The organism is Synechococcus sp. CCY9202 (assembly GCF_034931685.1).
GTDB lineage: Bacteria > Cyanobacteriota > Cyanobacteriia > PCC-6307 > Cyanobiaceae > CBW1002.
Genome location: NZ_JAYGID010000095.1, coordinates 1 through 20,902 on the forward strand (window position 1 = coordinate 1; position 20,902 = coordinate 20,902).

The following is a 20,902-nucleotide window of genomic DNA, read 5'->3' on the forward strand; positions in this document are numbered from 1 at the left end:
ATGAACTGAGGCAGAGAAAGACTCGGCTGGAACTGGATCCGATTCATGGCCATAGCGATCCTGACCGGTACATGCGTATTAGTCTAGGTGCTGGAAGGGCGCTGACGGAGCTTGCTACCTAATCAAGTTCCATTTTGCTTCTCCTACACTGAGAAGAGATCTTGGTTTGTCCGCTGGCTTAGGCGATTCCGAAACCAAACGTTATGTGCTGACCGGAGATGCGTTTGATTGACTGCCAAAGACGTTTGGTCTTGCCCTTCTCTCTTTCTTTCCCTCAGAGAGGATCACGACAGGTCAGCACCAGTTCCAGAGCAAGATTCTCAAAGCGTTGACGGCAGGTCCGCTCCAGCTGATCCCGCAGGAGATCCACATCCAACGCCGAAAGGGCCATGCCGGGATCGATGTACAGCAACCCCTGAACAGCCCGTCCTGAGGTGAACACGGCGTCGTCAACCAGGCGGATTCCCTGTGCATTCAGTTCCTGCCGGACGATGTTCAGCACTGCCTGGCGGACCGTGGATCTGGCGGCTACGCCACCGAGTTCACTGACCGCATCTCTGAGGCTGCGCAGCGGAGCCACCACTAGGATCCCAGAGAGCAGCAGAACGATCCAGGCATCACTCACCGGCACCATGCCCGCCAGTGGTGTGTCGAGCAGGAGGGGGGTGACGGCAAAGGCCAGTCCCAGGCCGGCACTGATGGCTGCACCCACCAGGGTGGCGCGACGCTCCATGGCCAGCAGCTGGCTCTGTCTGCCCCCTATTTTCCAGTGCCGGTGATGATTCCAGGCGACCAAGAGCCCCAGCGCGGCCATCAGGCATGCGTAGATCACGATTCCACCAATCCAGGGAGGGGTGATGCTGGCTCCATGCCGCTGAGCCAGAATCCTGTCGATCGAGCTGATCGCCGCAAACAGCAGAATCCCCAGCAGCAGGAGGGATCGACTGCCGACATACAGGGTTTCCAGTGCCCAGTAGCCAAAGGGAAAGCGCCTGTCGGGTGGCCGCAGAACCTGGGTGCTCAGGTGTCCGCCGGCAAGAATCATCAAGGCGTTCAGCCCTGATACCAAACCATCGAGGGCGAGAGCCTGGGCATTGCAGAGCCAGGATGCGATCGCCCCAGCCACCGCCATGATCAGATTGACTCCAACCGCAAACTGCAGAGCCCGCGAGTCCTGATTCACCATGACGAGCCTGGACGGTTCTCTTATTTCCAGACAACCGTACTTCAGTGTTTAAGCACGGGGCCGGAACAAGGCACCATTATCTTAGTTGGTCGCGTTCAGATCGCCATCGATCGGATTGAGAGTGTTGAGCCTGTTGGCTGTTCGCCTCAGTGATTCCTGGCTTTCCTGCCTTCATGGCTCTCTAGCCTTCTTCATGATGAGCGTTCAAGATGGTCTTTTTCTCCGTGAGACTTTTGGTGGTCTGGCGTTGAACCGGTGTCCTGTCTTCTATCTGATTGATGGGAAAGGGCTGTTGTTGATTCACTGACTGCTGGCATCAGATATCACTGCTGCTGCGGCAGGTGTTGTGCAGCGTCCATGGGATCGCGTATGAATCACATCCGTCGATGTGTCGGGCGTTGTCTCTATCCGCGTTATTCTTGCGACAGCACCGCCGCCAATTCCAGTCGTTGGCAGGTCGGGCACAATCTGGACCATGGCCATTACGATGTTGGCTCCGCCTATGTGCAGGCCTTCAACTGCCGCTTTGGTCCGAATGACAAGGTTGTGGATTGATGCGGGAACTGAATTCGCCTGAATCCGCAGAGAAGCGACCCTGAATCTGGCAGGGTGCAAGGGATTCCGCCCAGTCGACGCCCCCTTCCCCTGGTGAGATCTCCACAGGCCCCTTCCCTTGGTGCTGCCGCCTCCTCCGCTGCCACGCACACCTCCGCTTCGCCAGTGCTTGAGCTGCTGGACATCGCTGTGGCCGGAAGGGTCGTGGCTGGTGTGGAGCGCCCCCGGCTCCAGGGGGTGACGCTGCGGTTGCAGCCTGGCGACAGCGTGGCGCTGCTTGGTGCCAGCGGCGCCGGTAAGAGCACTCTGCTGGCCGTGGCCAATGGTCTGCTCGAGCCCACGCGGGGTGTGGTGCTCTGGCAGGGGGAGACGCAGGCCCGCACAGGCCGGCGGCGGCGGCGCCAACAGGCCCGCATCGGCACCCTCTGGCAGGACCTTCGCCTGATCGAGGAGCTCAGCGTTCAGCAGAATCTCAACGCCGCACGCCTGGCCCAGTGGGGTTGGCCTCGGGCCCTGCTGAATCTTCTGCTCCCCCTGGAGACGGAGGTCAATGCCCAGGCCCTGCGCCAGGTTGACCTCGATCCCGCCCTGCTCGGTGAGCCCGTTGCCGCTCTCTCGGGCGGGCAACGCCAGCGGGTGGCCCTGGCCCGTCTGCTGCGTCAGCAGCCCACCCTACTGCTGGCGGATGAGCCACTGGCCAGCCTGGATCCGCGCCTGGCCCAGGATCTGCTGGCCCTGTTGCTGGCCCAGGCCGCCCCCCCCCGTGCCCTCTTGCTGAGTCTGCATCGACCTGACCTGATTGGCGGATTCTCAAGGGTGGTGGGCCTGCGCCAGGGCCAGGTGGTCTTCGATGGCCCGCCCAGCGCGATCAGCCCCGAAGCCCTGAAGGCTCTGTATGCCGGAGAGCCCAGCACCGTGGAGGCCCGATGACCACGCTGCCGGCGGTGGACAGGCCCAGGCTGCGGCCCGCCGTGCCGCTCTGGGTGCTGCTGCCGGCGCTGGCGCTCCTGCCGGTTGCTGCCCTGCTGCCCCAGCTGATCCACGGCGGTGGCTGGGATCTGCTGGGTCGTTTCGTCTCTGCGGCAGTGACGCCCTCCCTCGACCCCTTGGTGGTGGGTTCCGCCCTGCAGGGGCTGGGCATCACCCTGGGTGTGGCCCTGCTCGGCTGGGCCCTCAGCCTCGGCCTTGGACTGGCCCTGGGGCTGGCCAGCTCGCGCACGGTGTGGGCCACCTGTGGACTGGGTTCAGCTCCGGCGGGGCTGATCCGCCGTCTGCTGGCGCTGCCCCGCTCGATCCATGAGTTGCTCTGGGGGCTGTTTCTGCTGCAGCTCGTGGGACTGCAGCCGGCGGTGGCGGTGGTGGCCATCGCCCTGCCCTACGGCGCCCTGGTGGCCCGCGTCACCGCCGACCAGCTCGATGCCCTGCCCACCCGCACCCTTGACGCGTTGCGCGCCTGTGGCGCTCCCCCTGGCGCGGCCCTGCTCACGGCCATCGGCCCGCCGCTGTTCCCGCAGGTGCTGAGCTACGGGGGGTATCGCCTCGAGTGCGCCCTGCGCAGCGCCACCTTGCTCGGAGTCTTCGGTCTGGGGGGGATCGGCACCGACCTGCGTCTGACCCTGCAGTCGCTCGCCTTCCACGAACTCTGGACCAGCCTCTGGCTGCTGCTTGCGGCCATGCTTCTGCTCGAGGCCCTGGTGGGTTGGCTGCGGCGGCGCTGGGGCATGCCGGGCCGCCTGGGCCTGAAACGGGCGAGCGTGGGCCGCAGGGGCCGCGAGATCCTCGTCACGGCCCTGGCCTTGCTGCCACTCCTGCTCGCGGCGGCGGCACGGCTTGAGGTGCGCCCCCAGGATCTGGTGCAGTGGCAGGGCCTGCCGGGCCTGGGCCAGGGCGACTGGTCTGGGGTGCTGGCTCTGCCCTGGGGCGACCTGATCGGCACCACTCTGGTGATGACCCTGCTCGCAGCCGCCCTGGCGGTGGGCGTGGCGCCGTTGCTGCTGCTGCTGGCGGCACCCTGGGGCTGGGCCCGGGCCGCTCTGCAACTGATCTGGGCCCTGGGCCGGCTCTGGCCCCCACCCCTGACGGCCCTGCTGCTGTTGTTTCTGCTGCAGCCGGGGTTGATCACCGGGGCCCTGGCTCTGGGCTTCCACAACCTCGGCATCCTGGGGCGCTTGCTGCTGGAGGCGGCCGAGAGCGCAGATCCTGGCCCTGAACAGGCTCTGCGCGCCGGTGGCGTCGGCCCCCGACTGGCCCTGCTTTATGGCCGTTACAGCAGGCTGGCCCGCTCCTACCTGGCCTATGGCGCCTATCGGACCGATGTGATCCTTCGGGAATCGGTGGTGGTGGGCCTGGTGGGCGCCACGGGCCTGGGCACCCAGCTGCTGGAAAGCCTCAGCGGCTTTGCCTGGGATCAGATCGCGGCCCTGCTGGCGGTGTATGCCGTTCTCACCCTGCTGGGGGAGGAACTCAGCGACCGTTTGCGCCAGCGGTTGCTGCTCGCCTGAGGCCACCTGGAGACGGCGAAGTTGGCATCAGGGGACCTGCGAACGGCGAACCAGACCACTGCGGGTCCGAAAACAGCTGACCGGGAAACTGGCAGGGCTGTCGGATCCAGCGGCGAGACTTCCAAGCTCTGAGAACCCCCATGGCGTCGATCGTGCCCGGCCCGACCCGGATTCCCCGAAAACTGGTGGTGCTGGGGGACAGCCTGGTCTATGGCTGGGGCGATCCGGAGCATGGCGGCTGGTGTGAGCGGCTGCGGCGCCACTGGATGGGCCTGCCCCAGGGCCCGGTGCTCTACAACCTCGGGGTGCGGGGCGACGGCCTGGAACGCCTCTCCGCTCGCTTGCCGGCAGAAGTGCACTGCCGTGGCGAGCTGCGCCGCCAGCGACCCCAGGGGATCCTGATCGGCATCGGCCTGAATGACACCGCCCGGGTGGGCCGCTCGGATGGCCGTGAGCAGCTGGAACCGGAGGCCTTTCTGTTCGGCATGCAGCAGTTGCTGCGGGAGGCCCGGCGGATTGCGCCGGTGCTGTTGCTGGGGCTCACCCCGGTGGATGAGGCGGTGATGCCCTATGCCGAGGTTCTCTGGTTTGACCTGGCGTCGGTGCGGCGTTACGAGGGGCTGCTGGAGGAGGCGGCCATGGAGGCGGACGTCCCCTTTCTGCCGCTGCTGGAGACCCTCACGGCCGATCCGCGTTGGTTGCAGTGGATCGAGCCCGATGGGCTTCACCTCAACGCCGAAGGCCACCGGCAGGTGTACGAGCGGGTGTGCCGCTGGCCGGCGCTGCAGCGCTGGGCCGAGCTGGATCCCCGTGTCACCGCCACGCCGGCTGTTTGAGGCGGCAAAGATCACCCGAATGGGTGAGCTGGATTCACCGGATCAGGGGATGTGGGCGCCTGGCCTCCAGGCCGACCGTGAAAGGACGGACGTGTTTCCCCCATGGTCGGCTCGATCGTTCCCCTGTTTCGCTCGTCACCCACGGCAGCTTCCACGGAAGCCAGTGCCGCTGCCGCCGGTGCCCCAGCTGCCATGCGGCGCACGGCAGGACCGGCGGATCCGGCCGCCATCAACCGAGCCTGGTTGGCGGCCTACGCCTGCAGCAGCGAAGCTCATGTGCGGCTGCACTGGCGCAATGCCCTGGTGCAGGTCAATCTGCCGCTGGTACGGCTGCAGGCCCGACTCCAGGCGGCCAGCACCGATCTGCCCCTGGACGACCTGTTCCAGCTTGGAGCGATCGGCCTGCTGCGGGCCATCGAGGCCTTTGACCTTCAGCGGCGCGTCAGCCTCAGCAGCTTTGCGGTTCCGTACATCCGCGGCACGATGCAGCAATATCTGCGCGATCGGCACCGGCCCCTGCGGGCGCCCTGGCGGCTGCGGCAGCTGCAGCAACGGGTGGAACGGCTCCAGGCGCTTCGCCTGCACGACGGCCAGCCACCGCTGTCCGCCGCGGAGCTGGCCCGCCAGCTCTCCTGCAGTACCGAAGCCCTGGGACAGGCGGCGGATCTGCACACCTGCGAGCGGTTGCGCTCCCTGGATGCCCCGATCGGCGGGGATGACGGCGAGGGCTGCGGCAGCTGCCTGCTGGACCAGTTGGCTGATCCTTCGGCCTCTGTTGCTCCTGCCTCATCCTCCGCGGAAACCGATCCAGATCCTCAAGATCAGGCCAGCCTGCACTGGCTGCGGCAGCGCCTGGCCCAGCTCAGTCCTCAGGAGCGGCAGCTGCTGAACGGTCGCCATCTGCAGGGCGACACCTGGGTGGCTCTGGGGCGCGAGCTCGGCCTCCATCCACGCATGGCCCAGCGTCACACCGACGCCCTGCTTCAGCGGCTGCAACGGGAGGCGCAGCAATGGCAGGAGCTCAACCGCCCGGCAATGCAGCAGACGTGAGCAGACGAGCCGCCCCCATCGCCAGCAGGGCGGCCACCAGGGTCTGCAGGCCATTGATCACCTCGTTGGTGAGCCAGGCGACCCGTTGCTGCACGGTGGCGCCGAGCCAGCTCTCCAGCAGGGTGGCCGCCAGCCCCACGGCCGTGACCAGGCCCCAGCTGAACCAGTCCGGCAGCACGCCCAGAGCCAGCAGGATCAGGGCCATCAGGGCACTGCCGGCCAGGCTGGCGGCCGTGCCTTCGAGGCTCACGGCTCCTTCCGTGCCGGGCGGTACCGGCCGCAGGCTGGTGATCAGCAGCGTGTGCCGGCCCCAGCGCTTGCCGATCTCACTGCCGAAGGTGTCCGCCAGCTTGGCGGCAAAACTGGCGGCGAAACCGATCAGCAGCAGCGGCTGCCAGTGCGTGGGGCTCAGGGGCACCAGCACCGCCAGAACGGTGCCGGTGAGGGCCGATCCCCAGACATTCTCCGGCCCGCGGCGGCCGCCTCTGGCTTCGGCGAGACCCTGCTCCTGTTTGCGGCGCAGCCCCAGGCGGGTGACGGCCGACCCCAGAGCCAGGTAGGCCACCACGGCCCACCAGCCGGCGGCCCCCAGGCAGCCCCACAGCAGAGTGCCGAGCAGGCCGGCATGGATCCAGCCGGCACGGGTGAGCAGCGGCAGGGGCTGGGCCAGGCTGATTAGGATTCCATTCAGGGCCAGGGCCAGCAGCCAGTGCGCGGCGGTCTGGGCCGGGATGGGGGTGCTCAGCACAGGGCCAGGGTCGATCGATGTGTTGCACAGATCTAAGCGCCGGGCTGGATCGTGCCGCCGGGAGCGGATAATCGGGCCAGTCTTTCGACGCCGCCATGGTGTTCAAGCTCAAGCCGTCGTTCTTCCTTGAGCTGGGCGGCGACGCCAAGACCCCAGACAGCAAGAAGCCCGCCGTGGTCGTGGCCCCGGTCGCTCCGCCGGCGGCTCAGGAGAAGGCGGAGGCCAAAGCCCCCAAAGCCAGCAAGGACAAAGGTGTCACGGCTGCTGAGGCAGTCGCTCCCGACATCCAGGAGGCTGCGCCCTCCTCCGGCGTTGAGCTCACCACCGCTGAAGCCATCGCCGCCGAGCTGGCTGCCGCTGCCGCCAGCCGGCCGGCTCCCAGCCTGACCACCTTCGCGCCCGATTGCCTGGTGCCCGGCGCTGCCGTGACCCGCCGCCGCCGTGGTGGCGCCAACCTGGCCGGCTTCCGCAGCATGGCCGCCGGCATGTTCCGCAGTTGAAGTCTGCGGGCATCGCCCCGGCTCAGGTCTGAATCAGCTGCTCCCCAGCTGCGCCCGCCAGGCCACCAGGCGGGCCACGCCGGCCACAGCAGCGGTGGAGCTCCGCAGGATCGTGGGTCCAAGCTGCACCAGCTGCCAGCCAGCGGCCACTGCGAGTTCCTCCTCGCGCTCAGACCAACCCCCTTCCGGCCCGATCGCCAGGGTGATGGTGGCCACAGCCGCGGATGCAGCTGCCGGTGTTGTCGCTGCTGGCAAGGTCGCAGCAGGCGATGTCGCAGCCGAGCAGATGGTCGCTGCAGGTGTAGGACGATCCATGGGCTGCCAGGCCTCACAGGCCTCCTCCAGGCCTGGCAGCTCTCCCTGACGCGTCGTGGCCAGCAGACCCAGTCCCTCCACCGGCACTGACAGGTAGGCAGCCGCGCTCCGCAGCGGTTCCCAGCGCGGCAGCCACAGCCGCTCGCACTGCTCCGCCGCTTCCCGCACGACCGCGCGCCAGCGCTCCGGGATCGCCGGGTCCGCCGCATCGCCGCGCCGGACGCTGCGCTCGGCCTGCAGGGGGCCCAGCTGATCCACTCCCAGCTCGGTGGCCATGCGCAGCACCAGTTCCCCGTCGCGCCGTGGCATCGCCAGGGCCAGGCCAATCCAAGGGGAGGTGGGATCCTGGCGCTCCAGGGGCTGCCCCAGGGGCTGTTCCAGGTCGGCGCGGCCCGGTTCCTGCAGCTGCGCGGTCCAGAGGCCCCCGCAGCCATCCACTACGGCGAACCGGTCGCCGGGCCGCAGCCGCAGCACCCTGCGGAGGTAGTGGCTCTCCTCCCGGCTGAGGGCGATCCCAGCGTCGCCGCCCTGCCGCAGCCGGTCCGGATCGATCAGCAGGCGGCGCAGTTCCCGGGCCATCGCTCTGGCTCACCCCCAGCCGCCACCCCACCGGTACCTCATTCGTCCTCCAGCTGGGGAAAGAGGCTGTCGGGCTGCTCCTCGATCGGCCAGTCCTCGTTGATGCCGCCCACGACCACCTCCTCGATCTCCACCACGTCGTTGTTGAGTTGCCGCAGGGCGTTGAGCAGCACATCCAGGGCAAAGACATCGCTGGTGCCCATATCCACCCAGCAGCGGGCCCACTCCCCCTGCAGCTCCAGCGGCCCCATGTTGTGCATCAGGGCGGGCAGGGCCCGCTCCGCTTCCTCCTGGTCCACCACCAGCCAGCTCAGATCGGCCGCCTCTTCGTGCAGCTGCAGGGTCTCGGCATTGAAACCGCCGAGCTTGCCGAGGAAAAACCAGCTGTCGAACACCGTTTCCACGTAGCCCCTCTCCCCATGGCCGAGGGGATGGGAGAAGCGCATCCAGATCCAGCAGTTGAACGGGTCGACCTCGCGGAAGCGGATCTCCATGGGGCAGTGCGAACCGGCGTGGTTGCGATCGATGTCTCCCCATCAAACACGCCGCCTCGACCGACCGACTCAGGCGGCGGCCCAGCATGCTGGTGCCATGCTCGAGCTTCAGAACCTTCGTTATCAGCCCGCCACGGCTGCCACACCGGTGCTGCTCGATGTGAGCCTGCGGCTGGAGGTGGGAGAGCCAGCCCTGGTGACGGGGCGCAGTGGCTGCGGCAAGACCACCCTGCTGGAGGTGATCAGTGGCCTGGCCGAAGCCGATCGTGGCCGCATTCTCTGGAACGGTGAACTTCTCTCCAGCCGCCGACGGCGCTGGCTCTGCGGGCTGGTGTTCCAGTTCCCGGAGCGCCATTTCCTCGGCCTCACGCTGGGCCAGGAGCTGAAACTCGGCCAGCGGCGCCTCACCCAGGAGCGGGCCGAGGCGGCGCTGGCCAAGGTGGGGCTCACGGGGGTCTCGCTTCAGCAGGCACCGGAGCGGCTCAGTGGGGGCCAGCAGCGGCGGCTGGCCCTGGCGGTGCAGTTGCTGCGCGATCCGCGGGTGCTGCTGCTGGATGAACCCACCGCCGGGCTCGATTGGACCGTGCGCGATGAGGTACTGCAGCTGCTGCGCAGCATCGCCCGCGAACGGGCGGTGCTGGTGGTGACCCATGAGCCGGAGCTCTTTGGCGATCTGGCACCCCAGCGCTGGCTCCTGGAGAACGGCACCCTCCAGGCCTGCCAACCCCACCCGGGCCAGTCGGCGCAGCGTTCAACCGCCCGACTGGGCTGACCCACGGGCCAGGACACCCCACCGGCGCATCGCCTACCGCCGCATCGTCCACGGCCGCATTGCACTCCGTCGCATGCCTCTTGGCCGCAGCGCACTGCCTACGATGCCCGTCAGTTGGGTTGCGGGCGGGCCGGTGTGATGGGCGATCAGCTGGTGCGTGCCACCGCCGCCGGGGGCGGTATCCGACTGGTGGCGGTGACCACCACCGTGGCCAGCCGCTATGCCCGCCGTCGCCACGACCTCTCCTTCCTCACCACCGCCTTGCTGGGCAGGGCGATGACCGCCGGTCTGCTGCTGGCCAGCTCGATGAAGGTGGCCCATGGCCGGGTGAATCTGCGCATCGCCTCCGATGGTCCGCTGCGCGGCCTGATGGTGGATGCCGGCCGCGACGGCACCGTGCGCGGCTACGTGGGCCAGCCCAGCCTGGAGCTGGATCTGGTGCGCGAAGCCGATGGCGGCTCCCACTTCGACTTCCGCACGGCCACCGGCACCGGTTACCTGCACGTGGTGCGAGACCTGGGCGAGGGAGAGCCCTTCAGCAGCACCGTTGAGCTGGTGAGTGGTGGCATCGGCGAAGACGTCGCCTCGTACCTGCTCCATTCCGAGCAGACCCCTTCGGCGGTGTTCGTGGGGGAACGGATCGACAGCAGCGGCGTGCGATGTTCCGGTGGGGTGCTGGTGCAGGTGCTGCCCAAGGCGGCCCGAGAACCGGCCCTGGTGGCCCTGCTGGAGGAGCGGTGTCGTGAGATCCGAGGTTTCAGTACTCGGCTGGTCGCCTGTGAGGGCAATCTCAAGGCCCTGCTGGAAGATATCTTCCCGGATCTGGATCCCCAGCTGCTGCAGGAGGGAGAGCCCCACCAGGCGGTGCAGTTCCACTGCCCCTGCAGCCGCCGTCGCAGCGTCAGCGCCCTGAAACTGCTGGGCCGCGACGAACTGAGCGCCATCCTGCAGGAAGACGGCCAGGCTGAGCTCGTCTGCCACTTCTGCAATGAGACTTACCAGGTCGAGGCCCCTGAATTGCAGGAGCTGATCGACGAGCTTGCTGTGGCGTGAGAGTCGCCCCTGAGCCGTCGGCTTGAGGCCACCGGGGGCTTCAACCGATCAGCAGGGCACCCAGCAGCAGCAGCAGCAGGGCCGGCAGGCTCTGGACCTGGAGAGGCGACAGGGGCAGGGACGGATCGAGGCCGCCGGCCAGCAGGCCGCCGATCACCAGCCCGATCGAGAGCAAGGCAAAACCCCAGCCGACCGCCACAAGCAACCGACCGAGACGGCGCTGCAGGTTGATCACGGCCACGCCGGTGGCGAGGGCCAGCAGCAGTTCCGGTGCTGCGCTCGGGGTGAACAGCAGCAGGGCCAGCAGGGAACCGATGCCGGCCAGGGGAATCCAGAGTTCGGTGCCATTGGCCAATCCCAGGCTGGGCATGCGCAGGGCGGCGCCGGAGAGCCTGGGAACCGCCAGCTGCGGCAACTGGGGCAGGGCGGGCAGGGTCGGCCTGGCTGGCGGCGGCGAGGCCTGTTCCCGCTGGGAGGCGGAACGGGCAGCGAAGCTCACCCGTCCCTGCTGCCTTTCCTTGAGGCGCTCCATCAGCACGGCGTCGTAGGCGGCCTCGATCCGGGAGCGGGCCAGGGGGTCATCGCCCACCTCGTCGAGACGAGCCAGCTTGGCGGCTTGCACGGCGTCGAAACTTGCGTCGGCGGCGATCCCGAGACGCTCATAGGGGTCGAAGGCATCGGCCGCGCGGGACGGCTGATCGGAACCTTGATTCATGGCCAGCTCTGCGTATGGAGGAGCGTATCGAGAACCGGCCACCCTGGGTGGTTCAGCTCAGAACAGCGGATCGCTGCGCTGGTATCCGGATTCCTGCTGCAGACGGCGACGCCAGGCTTCTGCTTCGTCAAAAGGCAGGCGCTGGCGATGCTTGAGCAGCGGCATCTGGGGAGGAAGATGGCTGCCCTCACGCATCTCGACAGCCCCCTGGGCAGGGAGGAAATTGACGTAATCACAGCCCCCGTCGCTGCGGGGACGCACCAGCCAGACCGGCAGCGGCATGACCTATGACCTTCTGTTGCAGAACCTTTCGGTTGGTGAAGAGCAGTCTGGCGGATCCTGCGCCTATCCGCGACCAGCCGAGCTCGCTCCGCAGTCCGGCTGCCCGATGGGCTGCGTTCAGAGCGCGATCGGTTCGACGCCGCTCACCACGGGCGCCACTGCACTGAGCTCAAGCTCGGGATGGTCGTCGTGCAGCTGGTTGAGATTCCAGGTGTTCTTGAACAGCAGCACGGGTCGGTCCCAGGCATCCCGCACGGTTTTGCAGTTGAAGACGCGGCCCACCTGCTCAAGCGCTGGCCAGCCCCCCACCACCCAGCGGGCCACCGAGAAGCCCAGGGGCTCCAGGCGGGTCTGCACGCCGTACTCGTTCTCAAGGCGGTACTGCACCACCTCCAGTTGCAGCTGGCCCACGGCCGCGAGGATCGGATCGCGCTTGCTCTGGTCGGTGTCGTAGAGGATCTGCACGGCACCCTCCTCGCGCAGCTCGTTGACGCCCTTGCGGAAGCTCTTGAAGGCCGAAGGGTTGGGGTTGCGAAGCCAGGAAAAGATCTCCGGGCTGAAGCAGGGAATGCCCTCGTATTCCACCTTCGGGCCCACATAGAGCGTGTCGCCGATGGCGAACATGCCCGGGTTGTTGAGGCCGATCACATCACCGGGGTAGGCGTCTTCCACCACCTCCCGGTCCTGGCCGAACAGCTTCTGCGGACGCGAGAGACGAATCGCCTTGCCGGTGCGGGCGTGCTGCACCGTCATGTCCTTCTCGAATCGACCGCTGCAGACCCGAACGAAGGCGACCCGATCGCGGTGCCGCGGATCCATGTTGGCCTGCAGCTTGAACACGAAGCCGCTGAAGCCCGGCCGGATCGGATCCACCGTGCCGGCGCTGCTGCTGCGGGCGATCGGCTTCTGGGCCAGTTCCAGGAAGGCATCGAGAAAAGGCCGCACGCCGAAGTTGGTCATGGCCGACCCGAAGAACACCGGGCTCAGTTCACCGGCGTGCACCAGGTCGAGGTCGAGCTCGGCACCGGCCCCATCGAGCAGGTCCAGTTCCTCCAGGGCTGCCTCCAGCAGATCCGCTTCCACCAGATCGCTGCCGGCGGCCTCCTCGACGGACAGCAGCTTCTCCTCGCTCTGGCGGCCCCGCTCGGCCCGCTGAAACAGGATCACCTGCCTGCTGCGGCGATCGATCACGCCGCGGAAGCGATCACCGCTGCCGATCGGCCAGTTCACGGGCCAGCAGGCCAGACCGAGATCAGTCTCGATTTCATCGAGCAGCTCCAGGGGTTCGCGCCCTGGCCGGTCCATCTTGTTGATGAAGGTGAAGATCGGGATCTGCCGCATGCGGCAGACCTCGAACAGCTTGCGGGTCTGGGGCTCCAGTCCCTTGGCCGCGTCCTCCAGCATCACCGCGTTATCCGCGGCGGCGAGGGTGCGGTAGGTGTCTTCGGAGAAGTCCTGGTGGCCGGGGGTGTCGAGCAGGTTGATCGTGCTGCCGCTGTAGTCGAACTGCAGCACCGTCGAGGTGATCGAGATACCGCGCTGTTTCTCCAGCTCCATCCAGTCGGAGGTCACCTTGCGCTGTTCGCCCTTGGCCTTCACGGCACCGGCCTGCTGGATGGCGCCGCCGTAGAGCAGCAGTTTTTCGGTGAGGGTGGTCTTACCGGCGTCCGGGTGGGAAATGATCGCGAAATTGCGGCGCCGGCCCACCGCCTCGGCCAGGGCGGCGAGCTCGGGGTCGGCGGCGCTGCTGGCCGCTGCGGAGGGAGTCTGGGCTGTGCTCGTCATGGACCCCAGCCTGACAGGCAGCCCCTGGTCTGGGCTTGCCTAGGAGTTTGCAGAAATACCGCCTGAACGGCCGCGTTTTTTCCTCCTGGGAGCTGTTCGCGCTCCGTTCGGGCAGGATTTCAGCGTTTCAACGGTTCAGAACGGCCGATCTCAGGCGTTTTGCCCCGTTGGGCCGCCTGATCGCTGCCGCCTGGACACACCTCTGGGCAACCATCCGTTCATGCCGTCGCCATCGCCGGTTTGAGCAGGTTGCCCAGCCGGATCAGGTTGTAGGCGATCACGTCCAGGCCAAATACCGCACCCACCTTCTCGATGCCGCGGCGGGCATGGATCGACTTGGCTTAACCCTTGTGGCGGCAGTGTTCTGAGCAGCAGGCGGCGTGACACCAATGCGGCGCATCTCGGCGACAAAGCCCCTGGTGACCTCGCATCTGTCCTGGGCAGTTGCCCCTTTTCGCTGGGGTGGCCGGGTTTTTCAGCAAACTCTTAGAGGCGGGAGAGCCAGATCTCTGGACCATGGCTTCATGCTGACTCGGATCGGCGTCACTCCCCACAGCGATCCAGCACAACTTGGATAATGGCCTGGGCGATCCTGAGTCAATGGCGTGGATTTCCGAGAAGACCGCCCGGGCTGAGGAAATCAGTCCCCTCTAGCTAGCGGCCATGCCGATCACCGCAGCGGTTCCGGCGATCGTGAGCCACAGCTCCTGCGCCACCACGCGGCCGGCACGCTCATCAATCAGCAGCAGCGCTGGCCCGGGAGCGGCCAGGACCAGTCGAATGCCGGCGGCCTCCCCTTCATCACGATCCGGCAGAGCAGGAGCCGCAGGGATGGTGTTGGCGATCCGCTGCCAGCCTGCCTGCATGGCCGCCGCTATCCGCCCTTCCTCCAGGGGGACAACGCTGGTGAGCACCTCATCAGGAACCACGGCAGGCATCTCATCCTCAGGGGGCTGGCGTCGCTGATGACGATTGCAGCCACTGCTCCAGGGTGTCGAGATCGGCCTAGCTCTCTGCTGCCGTGTGGAGGATCACCGGAATCCCCGGCTCACCATCGCGGAACAGGGCGGTGGCCAGGCAGCCCGCACGCCGGGGGCCTGCAGCAGGCCGTCCTGATCCAGACCGATCAGCAGAGCATCGGGCTGATCCCGGTTGAGCACCACGACCATGTCCTGCTTGGACTGGCGCAGGGCTTCGGCGGGGTTGTTCGTGAGGCCGCGGAGGCTGACGGCACCCAAGGCCATCGCTCCAGGGTTGATCCGGTGGGATGAATTAAGGGACATTTTCATGGGTCTTAGTTCCTCAGGATTCCGCCGCGCTTCTGCGGCTGTGAGCAAGATCACAGCTCCTCTTGTGCCCGCTCACGGCCTAGCCGTTCCAGCCCATCGACGCTGAACGAACAAAGGGCTGCAGAGCCCCCCTCCCCGCGGAGATCGCCATGAAACTCCTCCCCGTGCTTGCCGCCGCTGCCCTCGGCCTCGGCACCCTCCTGACCCCCATCGCCGCCGGCGCCACCCAGATCCAGGCGTCCCACGCCGCCTGGATGGCCGAGCTCCATCAGGCCCAGCCTGCCCCCCCTGCGCCTGAGGAGCTGGAAGAGGAGCCGATGGTGGCGCGTCGGGGTGTGCCGGACGACGGCGTCTGAATCCGCGAGCACGGCCTCGCCTGCGCGAAGAAGGCCTTGGGGGCCGGAACCCTCAGGAGTCCCGCGACCGATCCCATGCGGCTTCTCCAGCAGCTCCTCTCCCGCCTCTGGCCCCCCTCACCACCACAGGCCGGCCCCCTCGCCCCACCTGTCGACGGCCAGAAGGAGCACGACCAGGCCCTCTGCGAGCAGCGGAGCCTGCTGGGGGAACTCCAGCTGCTCCAGCTCGGGCTGGGGCTCCAGCACGCCGCCCGGCGGTGCGGCTACTACGACAACGCTGCCGCAGAGGCCCTGATCGGCATCGCAGATGCGCTCGAGCTGCACCACGGCTGGGATCCGCTGATGGTGGACGCCTGGCTCGAGCGGCTGGGGCTGTGGGATCAGGAATTCTGAGCCGGGGCTCCGGTTCAGTGCCGGTAGCCTCCGCTGCTGCCGGCCCCGGCCCCAGCGGCTCCCTCGCCACGCCACATGCCCGCTGACCTCTGGCTGACCACCGACCAGCTCTGCACCGAGCTGGCCATCAGCCGCTCCACCCTCTTCCTTATCCGCCGCCAGGGTCTGCTCAAGGACGGCCGCCATCTGGTGCCCAAGAACCCAACGGCCAGCCGCTCCCATCTCCTCTGGCACCTGCAGCGCTGTCAGCTCGCCCTGGGCCGGATCCACTGATGCAGGCGGATCCGAGCCCCTGGCTGCGGACGCCGGAGCTGTGCCGCCGCCTGAGCATCAGCCGCTCCACCCTGCGTCGCTGGAGGCAGCTCGGGATCCTCCGCCAGGGGCAGCACTGGGTTCGTCTCAACCCCTGCTGCCCCCGCTCCGACCACCTCTGGCACCTCGAGCGCTGCACCGAGCAGCTCAGGCGACAACGGCGTCGGAACTGCCCACCAGCAGACGCCGCACCACAGCGGCCTTGGTCTGCTCCCCGCTGATTTCACTCAAATACGTGCGCCGGTGCACCTCCGGGCTGTGTCCCATCACCGCCGCCACATCCGCGTAGTTCCAGCTCGTTGTCTCCCGCGCCCGGATCGCATAGGCGTGCCGCAGGTCGTAGGGCACGCACCGCTCCCGCCGGCGCTGGGCCTTGCGCTTCCCCTGGGCCGGAGCCGTCTCCACCCAGGCATGGAGCTTGTGCTGCAGCTCGAACTCCGATCTGGCATCGCTACTGCGCAGCTTGTGGCAACACACGGCGCCCAGCCGTTCGTTGTTGTCGCAGCGCATCACCAGGTCCCGCTCTGGGTCGTAGGGCTGGCCGTCTTCATTGACGAACCTGGGGCGGTAACGGCCCCGCAGCTCCTCCAGCCGCCGTTCGCCGTTGGCGCCGCCCAGCCCGTAGCGCTCCACCCAGGCCGCCGGCAGGGGCAGCGCCACCCGGAAGCCGGTCTTGGTCACCTTGATGTGCCGTGCCGCCACGCCGATGGCGATCAGGCCATGGGCATCGGGCAGTTCGGCGATGTGCCACACCTCATGGGGCCGCAGGCCGTAGGTGGCCACCATTGCGAACACCCAGCCCCAGAGCGGGTCCTCCTCCATCACCAGATCGAGCCACTGCTCGATCGCCTCGGTGCTGGGGATCCGGCGGCGCGACTCACCGGCCGCCAGCAGGGCCTGCTTCTTGCGGTTCACCATCCCCCTGAGCGCTTCGCTCAGCGCCTGCGGCGCGATCGCTCCAAAGCCGGCGCGCCGCAGCAGCGACACCACCTCCCGCTTCTGCCGGAAGCCCTGGCGATGGGTCGCCATCGGGATCAGCGGTTCCTCCGCATCCTCCAGCCGGGCCTTGAGGCTCTCGCTGGTGTGCAGGGCAAAGCGGCGCACGTCCGCTTCCGTGGCCGGCACGTCCTTGGGCAGCAGGCAGAAGTAGCCCTTGCCCTTGAACGGCCCCGCCAGGTTCATGTTCACGCCCTGGCCGCGCTGGAAGCGCACCACGGCCTCGCAGATCTCGGGCCAGCAGGGGGCTGAACGCTGCAGCGACGGAGTCGGCGCTGCATCGGCCTGCAGCAAGGCGTCCAGTGCTGCCTGAGGCTGCTTCCTAGCCTCACTCACCAGCCGGAAGCAGAGCTCCTCAATGGCCAGCTCGTCCTCACAGGCCACGCCGCGGACAGCCCGCTCCCGTACCCGGCGGCCGGGGAGGTTCTCGTAGACGCTCACCCAGCGGCTGTTGTGACCGGCGCGCAGGCGGAAGGGAAGGCGATGGGCGCGCAACACGCTGTTGGCGCGGCTCAGGGCGCTGTTGGCTGGTGCCATGGGACAGAGGCTTTACGGAAGGGTTCCCAAGCCGCAGACCAAAGCGACACCCAGACCCCACAAGGGGTTCAGGCGGTTGGAGGATGTTTGGGGGAAACCCCCAAACATTTGGCGCAATTAGGGCATTCCCAGGCCTTTCGCGAACTCAGACCGGCCTGAGAAAACCGCCGTCTGACCCCTTGAAATCGACTGCAACAACTGGGAAAACCCCGGCTATTGCAAGACAAGATGCAATATGGGTCGCCTGAGATTCGAACTCAGGACCAATCGGTTAAAAGCCGAGTGCTCTACCGCTGAGCTAGCGACCCGCCAGTGGGCGAAACCCATGGCAGCCCTTTCGGGCTCCAAGCGAACGTATCACCCGGCGGGGGTCCCGTCCAAGCGGGCGGAGAATCGTCAGCCGATCGCAGGCCGATCGCGAGCCGACCGAGAATGGAACTTCCTTGCCAGCCGCGCTCCATGGCCCCCTTCCCCTGGCCCGAGCCGCGGATCCACCCGGAGGCCTGGGTGGCCGATTCGGCGGTGGTGATCGGTGAGGTGGATCTCGCCACCGGGGCGAGCCTCTGGCCCACGGCGGTGGCCCGCGGTGATGTCTGCCCGATCGTGATCGGCGCCAACAGCAACGTGCAGGATGGCGCCGTGCTGCATGGCGATCCCGGCCAGCCCGTGACCATCGGCGCCGACGTGACCATCGGCCACCGGGCCGTGGTGCATGGCGCCACCCTCGAAGACGGCTGCCTGATCGGCATCGGCGCCATCGTGCTCAATGGCGTCACCGTGGGGGCTGGCGCCCTGGTGGCGGCCGGCTCGGTGGTGACGCGCGACGTGCCGGCCGGCGCCCTGGTGATGGGGGCACCGGCCCAGGTGAAACGCCAGCTCAGCCCGGAGGCGATCGCTGAGCAGAGAGAGCATGCCCACCGCTATCGCCAGCTTGCGCAGGCCCATGCCGGCCGCAGCAGCGAGCGGGGCTTCTGAATGCCAGCCTGGCCTTAAGATCCCTCCAAATTCCCCTTTTCAAGCCATGGACCTGCGGCTGCTGCTGGTTGCCACTCCGATCGTTCTGGCTGCGGCCTGGGCCGTGTTCCATATCGGCCGCGCCGCCGTGGGTCAGCTGCAGCTGATGATCAAGCGCGCCCGCGCCTGATCCCTTCATGGTTCTGGTGATCGGTGCCGGACTCGCCGGCACTGAAGCGGCCTGGCAGATCGCCCAGGCCGGACTTCCTGTTGTGCTGCTGGAAATGCGGCCGCTGCGGCGCTCCCCGGCTCACCACAGCGCTGACTTCGCTGAGCTGGTGTGCAGCAACAGCTTTGGTGCGCTCTCCAGTGATCGGGCTGCTGGCCTGCTTCAGGAGGAATTGCGTCGGCTGGGTTCCCTGGTGATCCGCACCGCCGATGCCCACGCGGTGCCCGCCGGAGGTGCCCTGGCTGTGGATCGCGGCCGCTACAGCGCTGCCCTCACCGCCGCCCTGGAAGCCCATCCGTTGGTCACGATCGAGCGGCGCGAGCAGGTGGACCTGCCGCCGGCCGATCAGATCACCGTGCTGGCCACCGGACCGCTCACCAGCGAACCGCTGGCGGAGCAGTTGCGCGCCTTCACCGGCCGGGCCGATTGCCACTTCTTCGATGCCGCCAGTCCGATCGTGGAGGGCGAGAGCATCGATCTGGGCCGCGCCTTCCGCGCCTCCCGCTACGACAAGGGCGATGCCGACTACATCAATTGCCCGATGAACAAGGAGCAGTTCCTCGCTTTCCGAGAGGCGCTGCTGGCCGCTGAGCAGGCCGAGCTCAAGGATTTCGAGCAGGAGAGCGCCAGCTTCTTCGAGGGCTGCCTGCCGATCGAGGAGCTGGCCCGCCGCGGTGAAGACACCATGCGCTATGGGCCGCTCAAGCCGATCGGTCTCTGGGATCCCCGCTGGGGCGATGTCAACGACCGCGACGTGCGCCGCGCCAACCGTGCCTATGCCGTGGTGCAGCTCCGCCAGGAAGACAAAGACGGCCGCCTCTGGAATCTGGTGGGCTTCCAGACCAACCTCAAATGGGGCGAGCAGAAGCGGGTGCTGCGCCTGATCCCGGGGCTGGAGAACGCTGAATTCGTGCGCTTCGGCGTGATGCATCGCAACACCTTCCTGGAGTCGCCCCAGCTGCTCGATCCCACCCTGCAGTTCCGCAGCCGGTCCACCCTGCTGGCCGCCGGCCAGATCACCGGCACCGAGGGCTATGCGGCGGCCGTGGCCGGCGGCTGGCTGGCCGGCACCAACGCCGCCCGGCTGGCCCGGGGTGAGCAGCCGATCCAGCTGCCCGCCACCACCATGATCGGCGCCCTCACCCACTTCATCGCCGAGGCTCCCTGCGGCGGCTCAGGCAAGCGCGGCGGCTTCCAGCCGATGCCGCCAACCTTCGGCCTGCTGCCCGAGCTGGCCGAACGCATCCGCGACAAGCGCCGCCGCTACGGCGCCTACCGCGACCGGGCCCTGTCTGATCTGGAGCCCTATCAGGCGGGCAGTCTTCAGATGGCCGGTCTCCAGCCAGCCAGCCTTGAGGCAGCCGGTCTTCAGGCCACTGCCCTTCAGGCAACCACCGCTTAAACAGGACCGTCCAAAACAAAGCGGTAGCGCACATCCCCTTTGCGCAGCCGCTCGATCGCGGTGTTGATCTCGGCCATCGGCAGGTGCTCCACCTGGGGCTTGATGCCATGGCGGGCGCAGAAGTCGACCATCCGCCGCAGGCTGGCGGGGGAGGAGGTGGGACTGCCGGTGAACTGGAGGCGGCCGGCGATGAAGGGAAACGCCTGCAGGGGGATCGGCTCGGTCACCACCCCGAGCTGATGCAGCCGCCCCCGCGGTGCCAGGGCCCCCACCACGGCATCCCAGTCGAGGCTGTGATTGCTGGTGTTGACGATCAGATCGAAGCGGCCGCGATGGTCTGTCAGGGCCGAGAGCGCCAGCACACCATGGGCTCCGAATGCCGCGGCCTCAGCGGCCTTGCCCTGCGGATGGGTGGTGATGGCGGTGACCTCACAACCCCAGGCCTTGGCGAACTGCAGGGCCATGTGGCCCAACCCACCGATGCCGATCACGGCCACGCGGGCCGTGGGCGACACGGCCTCATCAAGCAGGGGGGCGAACACGGTGATGCCACCGCAGAACAGTGGACCGGCATCGGCCGGCGAGAGCCCCTCAGGAATCGGAATCAGCCAGTCCTGATGGCCCTTCACATGGCTGGCGAAGCCACCGCTGCGGCCCACCACGGTGGCCTCAAGATCGGCGCAGAGGTTCGCCTCGCCCCCCAGGCACCAGCTGCAATGCCGGCAGGAGCCGGCGATCCAGCCCAGACCCCGCAGCTGGCCCACCAGGGAGGGATCCACCCCCTCGCCCACCTGCACCACCCGGCCCACCACCTCGTGGCCAGGCACCAGGGGATAGGAACTGATGCCCCAGCTGTTGTCGATCATCGACAGATCGCTGTGGCAGAGGCCGCCGTGCAGCACCTCCAGCAGCGCTTCATCGGGGCCTGGCTCCAGCAGCTGCGCCGAGCTGCGCTGCAGCGCAGCCCCGACGCTGTCGGCCTGCCACACGGTGATCTGCATCGAGGGGGGCTGCGGCTACCGCCCGGTTCTAGCCAGGCCGGCACCTAGGGTCTGCGGCGGCG

At 67.7% G+C, this 20,902-nt stretch carries 24 protein-coding genes, 1 tRNA gene and 1 pseudogene; 13 read left to right on the plus strand and 13 right to left on the minus strand.

All coding sequences use genetic code 11. From position 1 onward, the window contains the following. Positions 1-274: 274 nt before the first annotated feature. Positions 275-1,186, minus strand: a complete 912-nt coding sequence (locus tag VB777_RS12400; RefSeq protein ID WP_323249327.1) for a cation transporter — start codon at positions 1,184-1,186, stop codon at positions 275-277. Between the two features lie 720 nt (positions 1,187-1,906). Between VB777_RS12400 and VB777_RS12405 the strand changes: the two genes are divergently transcribed. The 4 genes from VB777_RS12405 (at position 1,907) to VB777_RS12420 (ending at position 6,128) form a co-directional block, all read left to right on the plus strand. Then, complete coding sequence (locus tag VB777_RS12405; protein ID WP_197159350.1) at positions 1,907-2,671, plus strand: ATP-binding cassette domain-containing protein; 765 nt, start codon at positions 1,907-1,909, stop codon at positions 2,669-2,671. Continuing rightward, entirely contained in the window at positions 2,668-4,242 is a 1,575-nt protein-coding gene (locus tag VB777_RS12410) for a PhnE/PtxC family ABC transporter permease (RefSeq protein ID WP_323249329.1), read from the plus strand. Before VB777_RS12405 ends, VB777_RS12410 begins: the two co-directional genes overlap by 4 nt. Positions 4,243-4,382: 140 nt before the next feature. Further along, positions 4,383-5,078 (plus strand): GDSL-type esterase/lipase family protein, encoded by a 696-nt coding sequence (locus VB777_RS12415; RefSeq protein ID WP_323249331.1) that lies wholly within the window; start codon positions 4,383-4,385, stop codon positions 5,076-5,078. A 102-nt stretch (positions 5,079-5,180) separates the two neighbouring features. After that, positions 5,181-6,128, plus strand: coding sequence for a sigma-70 family RNA polymerase sigma factor (locus VB777_RS12420; RefSeq protein WP_323249333.1), 948 nt, complete (start codon positions 5,181-5,183; stop codon positions 6,126-6,128). On the opposite strand, the gene VB777_RS12425 is transcribed toward VB777_RS12420, so the two are convergent. Then, positions 6,100-6,876 (minus strand): DUF92 domain-containing protein, encoded by a 777-nt coding sequence (locus VB777_RS12425; protein WP_323249335.1) that lies wholly within the window; start codon positions 6,874-6,876, stop codon positions 6,100-6,102. The genes VB777_RS12420 and VB777_RS12425 overlap by 29 nt on opposite strands. A 95-nt stretch (positions 6,877-6,971) precedes the next feature. Here VB777_RS12425 and VB777_RS12430 point away from each other — a divergent pair, with 95 nt between their 5' ends. Next, positions 6,972-7,376 (plus strand): hypothetical protein, encoded by a 405-nt coding sequence (locus VB777_RS12430; protein WP_323249338.1) that lies wholly within the window; start codon positions 6,972-6,974, stop codon positions 7,374-7,376. Positions 7,377-7,409: 33 nt separating this feature from the next. Here the strand turns inward: VB777_RS12430 and VB777_RS12435 are convergent, their stop codons facing one another. Beyond that, the gene (locus tag VB777_RS12435; RefSeq protein WP_323249341.1) at positions 7,410-8,270 is read right to left on the minus strand and encodes an RsmE family RNA methyltransferase; all 861 of its coding nucleotides are present in this window, start codon (positions 8,268-8,270) and stop codon (positions 7,410-7,412) included. Between the two features lie 38 nt (positions 8,271-8,308). Beyond that, positions 8,309-8,764, minus strand: a complete 456-nt coding sequence (locus VB777_RS12440) for a DUF3531 family protein (RefSeq protein WP_197156488.1) — start codon at positions 8,762-8,764, stop codon at positions 8,309-8,311. A 97-nt stretch (positions 8,765-8,861) separates the two neighbouring features. Here VB777_RS12440 and VB777_RS12445 point away from each other — a divergent pair, with 97 nt between their 5' ends. Both VB777_RS12445 and hslO read left to right on the plus strand, forming a co-directional pair. Next, the gene (locus tag VB777_RS12445; RefSeq protein WP_197156486.1) at positions 8,862-9,536 is read left to right on the plus strand and encodes an ABC transporter ATP-binding protein; all 675 of its coding nucleotides are present in this window, start codon (positions 8,862-8,864) and stop codon (positions 9,534-9,536) included. Positions 9,537-9,674: 138 nt separating this feature from the next. Beyond that, positions 9,675-10,589 carry an Hsp33 family molecular chaperone HslO gene (gene hslO, locus VB777_RS12450; protein ID WP_323249343.1) on the plus strand — a complete coding sequence of 305 codons (915 nt, stop codon included), beginning with the start codon at positions 9,675-9,677 and terminating at the stop codon, positions 10,587-10,589. Positions 10,590-10,629: 40 nt separating this feature from the next. Here hslO and VB777_RS12455 read toward each other — a convergent pair whose 3' ends face one another. The 6 genes and pseudogenes from VB777_RS12455 to VB777_RS12480 form a co-directional block, all read right to left on the minus strand. Beyond that, positions 10,630-11,304 (minus strand): CPP1-like family protein, encoded by a 675-nt coding sequence (locus VB777_RS12455; protein WP_323249345.1) that lies wholly within the window; start codon positions 11,302-11,304, stop codon positions 10,630-10,632. A 57-nt stretch (positions 11,305-11,361) separates the two neighbouring features. After that, on the minus strand, positions 11,362-11,586 hold the full coding sequence (locus VB777_RS12460; RefSeq protein WP_197156480.1) for a hypothetical protein: 225 nt from the start codon (positions 11,584-11,586) through the stop codon (positions 11,362-11,364). A gap of 117 nt (positions 11,587-11,703) precedes the next feature. Further along, positions 11,704-13,371 (minus strand): peptide chain release factor 3, encoded by a 1,668-nt coding sequence (locus VB777_RS12465; protein WP_323249347.1) that lies wholly within the window; start codon positions 13,369-13,371, stop codon positions 11,704-11,706. Positions 13,372-13,589: 218 nt separating this feature from the next. Continuing rightward, positions 13,590-13,840 (minus strand): annotated as a pseudogene (locus VB777_RS12470) (IS5/IS1182 family transposase); the annotation flags it as partial. Between the two features lie 181 nt (positions 13,841-14,021). Next, the gene (locus tag VB777_RS12475) at positions 14,022-14,309 is read right to left on the minus strand and encodes a hypothetical protein (RefSeq protein WP_323249349.1); all 288 of its coding nucleotides are present in this window, start codon (positions 14,307-14,309) and stop codon (positions 14,022-14,024) included. A gap of 93 nt (positions 14,310-14,402) precedes the next feature. Further along, entirely contained in the window at positions 14,403-14,615 is a 213-nt protein-coding gene (locus tag VB777_RS12480) for a hypothetical protein (protein WP_323249351.1), read from the minus strand. A gap of 194 nt (positions 14,616-14,809) precedes the next feature. On the opposite strand from VB777_RS12480, the gene VB777_RS12485 reads away from it, so the two are divergent. From VB777_RS12485 to VB777_RS12495, 3 genes are all read left to right on the plus strand, one after another. Next, positions 14,810-15,016 (plus strand): hypothetical protein, encoded by a 207-nt coding sequence (locus tag VB777_RS12485; protein WP_323249353.1) that lies wholly within the window; start codon positions 14,810-14,812, stop codon positions 15,014-15,016. 75 nt (positions 15,017-15,091) lie between these two features. Next, positions 15,092-15,409 (plus strand): hypothetical protein, encoded by a 318-nt coding sequence (locus VB777_RS12490; RefSeq protein ID WP_323249355.1) that lies wholly within the window; start codon positions 15,092-15,094, stop codon positions 15,407-15,409. Positions 15,410-15,484: 75 nt separating this feature from the next. Further along, positions 15,485-15,682, plus strand: coding sequence for a hypothetical protein (locus tag VB777_RS12495; RefSeq protein WP_323249357.1), 198 nt, complete (start codon positions 15,485-15,487; stop codon positions 15,680-15,682). A 186-nt stretch (positions 15,683-15,868) separates the two neighbouring features. Here VB777_RS12495 and VB777_RS12500 read toward each other — a convergent pair whose 3' ends face one another. Together VB777_RS12500 and VB777_RS12505 are read right to left on the minus strand one after the other, a co-directional pair. Next, on the minus strand, positions 15,869-17,254 hold the full coding sequence (locus VB777_RS12500) for a hypothetical protein (protein ID WP_323249358.1): 1,386 nt from the start codon (positions 17,252-17,254) through the stop codon (positions 15,869-15,871). A gap of 236 nt (positions 17,255-17,490) precedes the next feature. Further along, positions 17,491-17,562, minus strand: a tRNA-Lys gene (locus VB777_RS12505). A gap of 151 nt (positions 17,563-17,713) precedes the next feature. Here VB777_RS12505 and VB777_RS12510 point away from each other — a divergent pair. The 3 genes from VB777_RS12510 to trmFO are packed head-to-tail and all read left to right on the plus strand — an operon-like array spanning position 17,714 to position 19,839. Further along, positions 17,714-18,229 (plus strand): gamma carbonic anhydrase family protein, encoded by a 516-nt coding sequence (locus VB777_RS12510; RefSeq protein WP_197154012.1) that lies wholly within the window; start codon positions 17,714-17,716, stop codon positions 18,227-18,229. Between the two features lie 46 nt (positions 18,230-18,275). Next, positions 18,276-18,398, plus strand: coding sequence for a photosystem II protein Y (locus VB777_RS12515; protein ID WP_197154013.1), 123 nt, complete (start codon positions 18,276-18,278; stop codon positions 18,396-18,398). Between the two features lie 7 nt (positions 18,399-18,405). Next, on the plus strand, positions 18,406-19,839 hold the full coding sequence (gene trmFO / locus VB777_RS12520; protein WP_323249361.1) for an FADH(2)-oxidizing methylenetetrahydrofolate--tRNA-(uracil(54)-C(5))-methyltransferase TrmFO: 1,434 nt from the start codon (positions 18,406-18,408) through the stop codon (positions 19,837-19,839). On the opposite strand, the gene VB777_RS12525 is transcribed toward trmFO, so the two are convergent. Then, the gene (locus VB777_RS12525; RefSeq protein WP_322757412.1) at positions 19,836-20,840 is read right to left on the minus strand and encodes an NAD(P)-dependent alcohol dehydrogenase; all 1,005 of its coding nucleotides are present in this window, start codon (positions 20,838-20,840) and stop codon (positions 19,836-19,838) included. The two genes, trmFO and VB777_RS12525, sit on opposite strands and share 4 nt — an antisense overlap. Between the last annotated feature and the right edge of the window lie 62 nt (positions 20,841-20,902).

Excerpts from the sequence above, each read along its gene's own strand:
- VB777_RS12400 (WP_323249327.1), bottom strand. The coding sequence starts at position 1,186 with ATGGTGAATCAGGACTCGCGGGCTCTGCAGTTTGCGGTTGGAGTCAAT.
- VB777_RS12410 (WP_323249329.1), top strand. The coding sequence starts at position 2,668 with ATGACCACGCTGCCGGCGGTGGACAGGCCCAGGCTGCGGCCCGCCGTG.
- VB777_RS12415 (WP_323249331.1), top strand. The coding sequence starts at position 4,383 with ATGGCGTCGATCGTGCCCGGCCCGACCCGGATTCCCCGAAAACTGGTG.
- VB777_RS12420 (WP_323249333.1), top strand. The coding sequence starts at position 5,181 with ATGGTCGGCTCGATCGTTCCCCTGTTTCGCTCGTCACCCACGGCAGCT.
- VB777_RS12430 (WP_323249338.1), top strand. The coding sequence starts at position 6,972 with ATGGTGTTCAAGCTCAAGCCGTCGTTCTTCCTTGAGCTGGGCGGCGAC.
- VB777_RS12435 (WP_323249341.1), bottom strand. The coding sequence starts at position 8,270 with ATGGCCCGGGAACTGCGCCGCCTGCTGATCGATCCGGACCGGCTGCGG.
- VB777_RS12440 (WP_197156488.1), bottom strand. The coding sequence starts at position 8,764 with ATGGAGATCCGCTTCCGCGAGGTCGACCCGTTCAACTGCTGGATCTGG.
- VB777_RS12445 (WP_197156486.1), top strand. The coding sequence starts at position 8,862 with ATGCTCGAGCTTCAGAACCTTCGTTATCAGCCCGCCACGGCTGCCACA.
- hslO (WP_323249343.1), top strand. The coding sequence starts at position 9,675 with ATGGGCGATCAGCTGGTGCGTGCCACCGCCGCCGGGGGCGGTATCCGA.
- VB777_RS12455 (WP_323249345.1), bottom strand. The coding sequence starts at position 11,304 with ATGAATCAAGGTTCCGATCAGCCGTCCCGCGCGGCCGATGCCTTCGAC.
- VB777_RS12460 (WP_197156480.1), bottom strand. The coding sequence starts at position 11,586 with ATGCCGCTGCCGGTCTGGCTGGTGCGTCCCCGCAGCGACGGGGGCTGT.
- VB777_RS12465 (WP_323249347.1), bottom strand. The coding sequence starts at position 13,371 with ATGACGAGCACAGCCCAGACTCCCTCCGCAGCGGCCAGCAGCGCCGCC.
- VB777_RS12475 (WP_323249349.1), bottom strand. The coding sequence starts at position 14,309 with ATGCCTGCCGTGGTTCCTGATGAGGTGCTCACCAGCGTTGTCCCCCTG.
- VB777_RS12480 (WP_323249351.1), bottom strand. The coding sequence starts at position 14,615 with ATGGCCTTGGGTGCCGTCAGCCTCCGCGGCCTCACGAACAACCCCGCC.
- VB777_RS12485 (WP_323249353.1), top strand. The coding sequence starts at position 14,810 with ATGAAACTCCTCCCCGTGCTTGCCGCCGCTGCCCTCGGCCTCGGCACC.
- VB777_RS12490 (WP_323249355.1), top strand. The coding sequence starts at position 15,092 with ATGCGGCTTCTCCAGCAGCTCCTCTCCCGCCTCTGGCCCCCCTCACCA.
- VB777_RS12495 (WP_323249357.1), top strand. The coding sequence starts at position 15,485 with ATGCCCGCTGACCTCTGGCTGACCACCGACCAGCTCTGCACCGAGCTG.
- VB777_RS12500 (WP_323249358.1), bottom strand. The coding sequence starts at position 17,254 with ATGGCACCAGCCAACAGCGCCCTGAGCCGCGCCAACAGCGTGTTGCGC.
- VB777_RS12510 (WP_197154012.1), top strand. The coding sequence starts at position 17,714 with ATGGCCCCCTTCCCCTGGCCCGAGCCGCGGATCCACCCGGAGGCCTGG.
- VB777_RS12515 (WP_197154013.1), top strand. The coding sequence starts at position 18,276 with ATGGACCTGCGGCTGCTGCTGGTTGCCACTCCGATCGTTCTGGCTGCG.
- trmFO (WP_323249361.1), top strand. The coding sequence starts at position 18,406 with ATGGTTCTGGTGATCGGTGCCGGACTCGCCGGCACTGAAGCGGCCTGG.
- VB777_RS12525 (WP_322757412.1), bottom strand. The coding sequence starts at position 20,840 with ATGCAGATCACCGTGTGGCAGGCCGACAGCGTCGGGGCTGCGCTGCAG.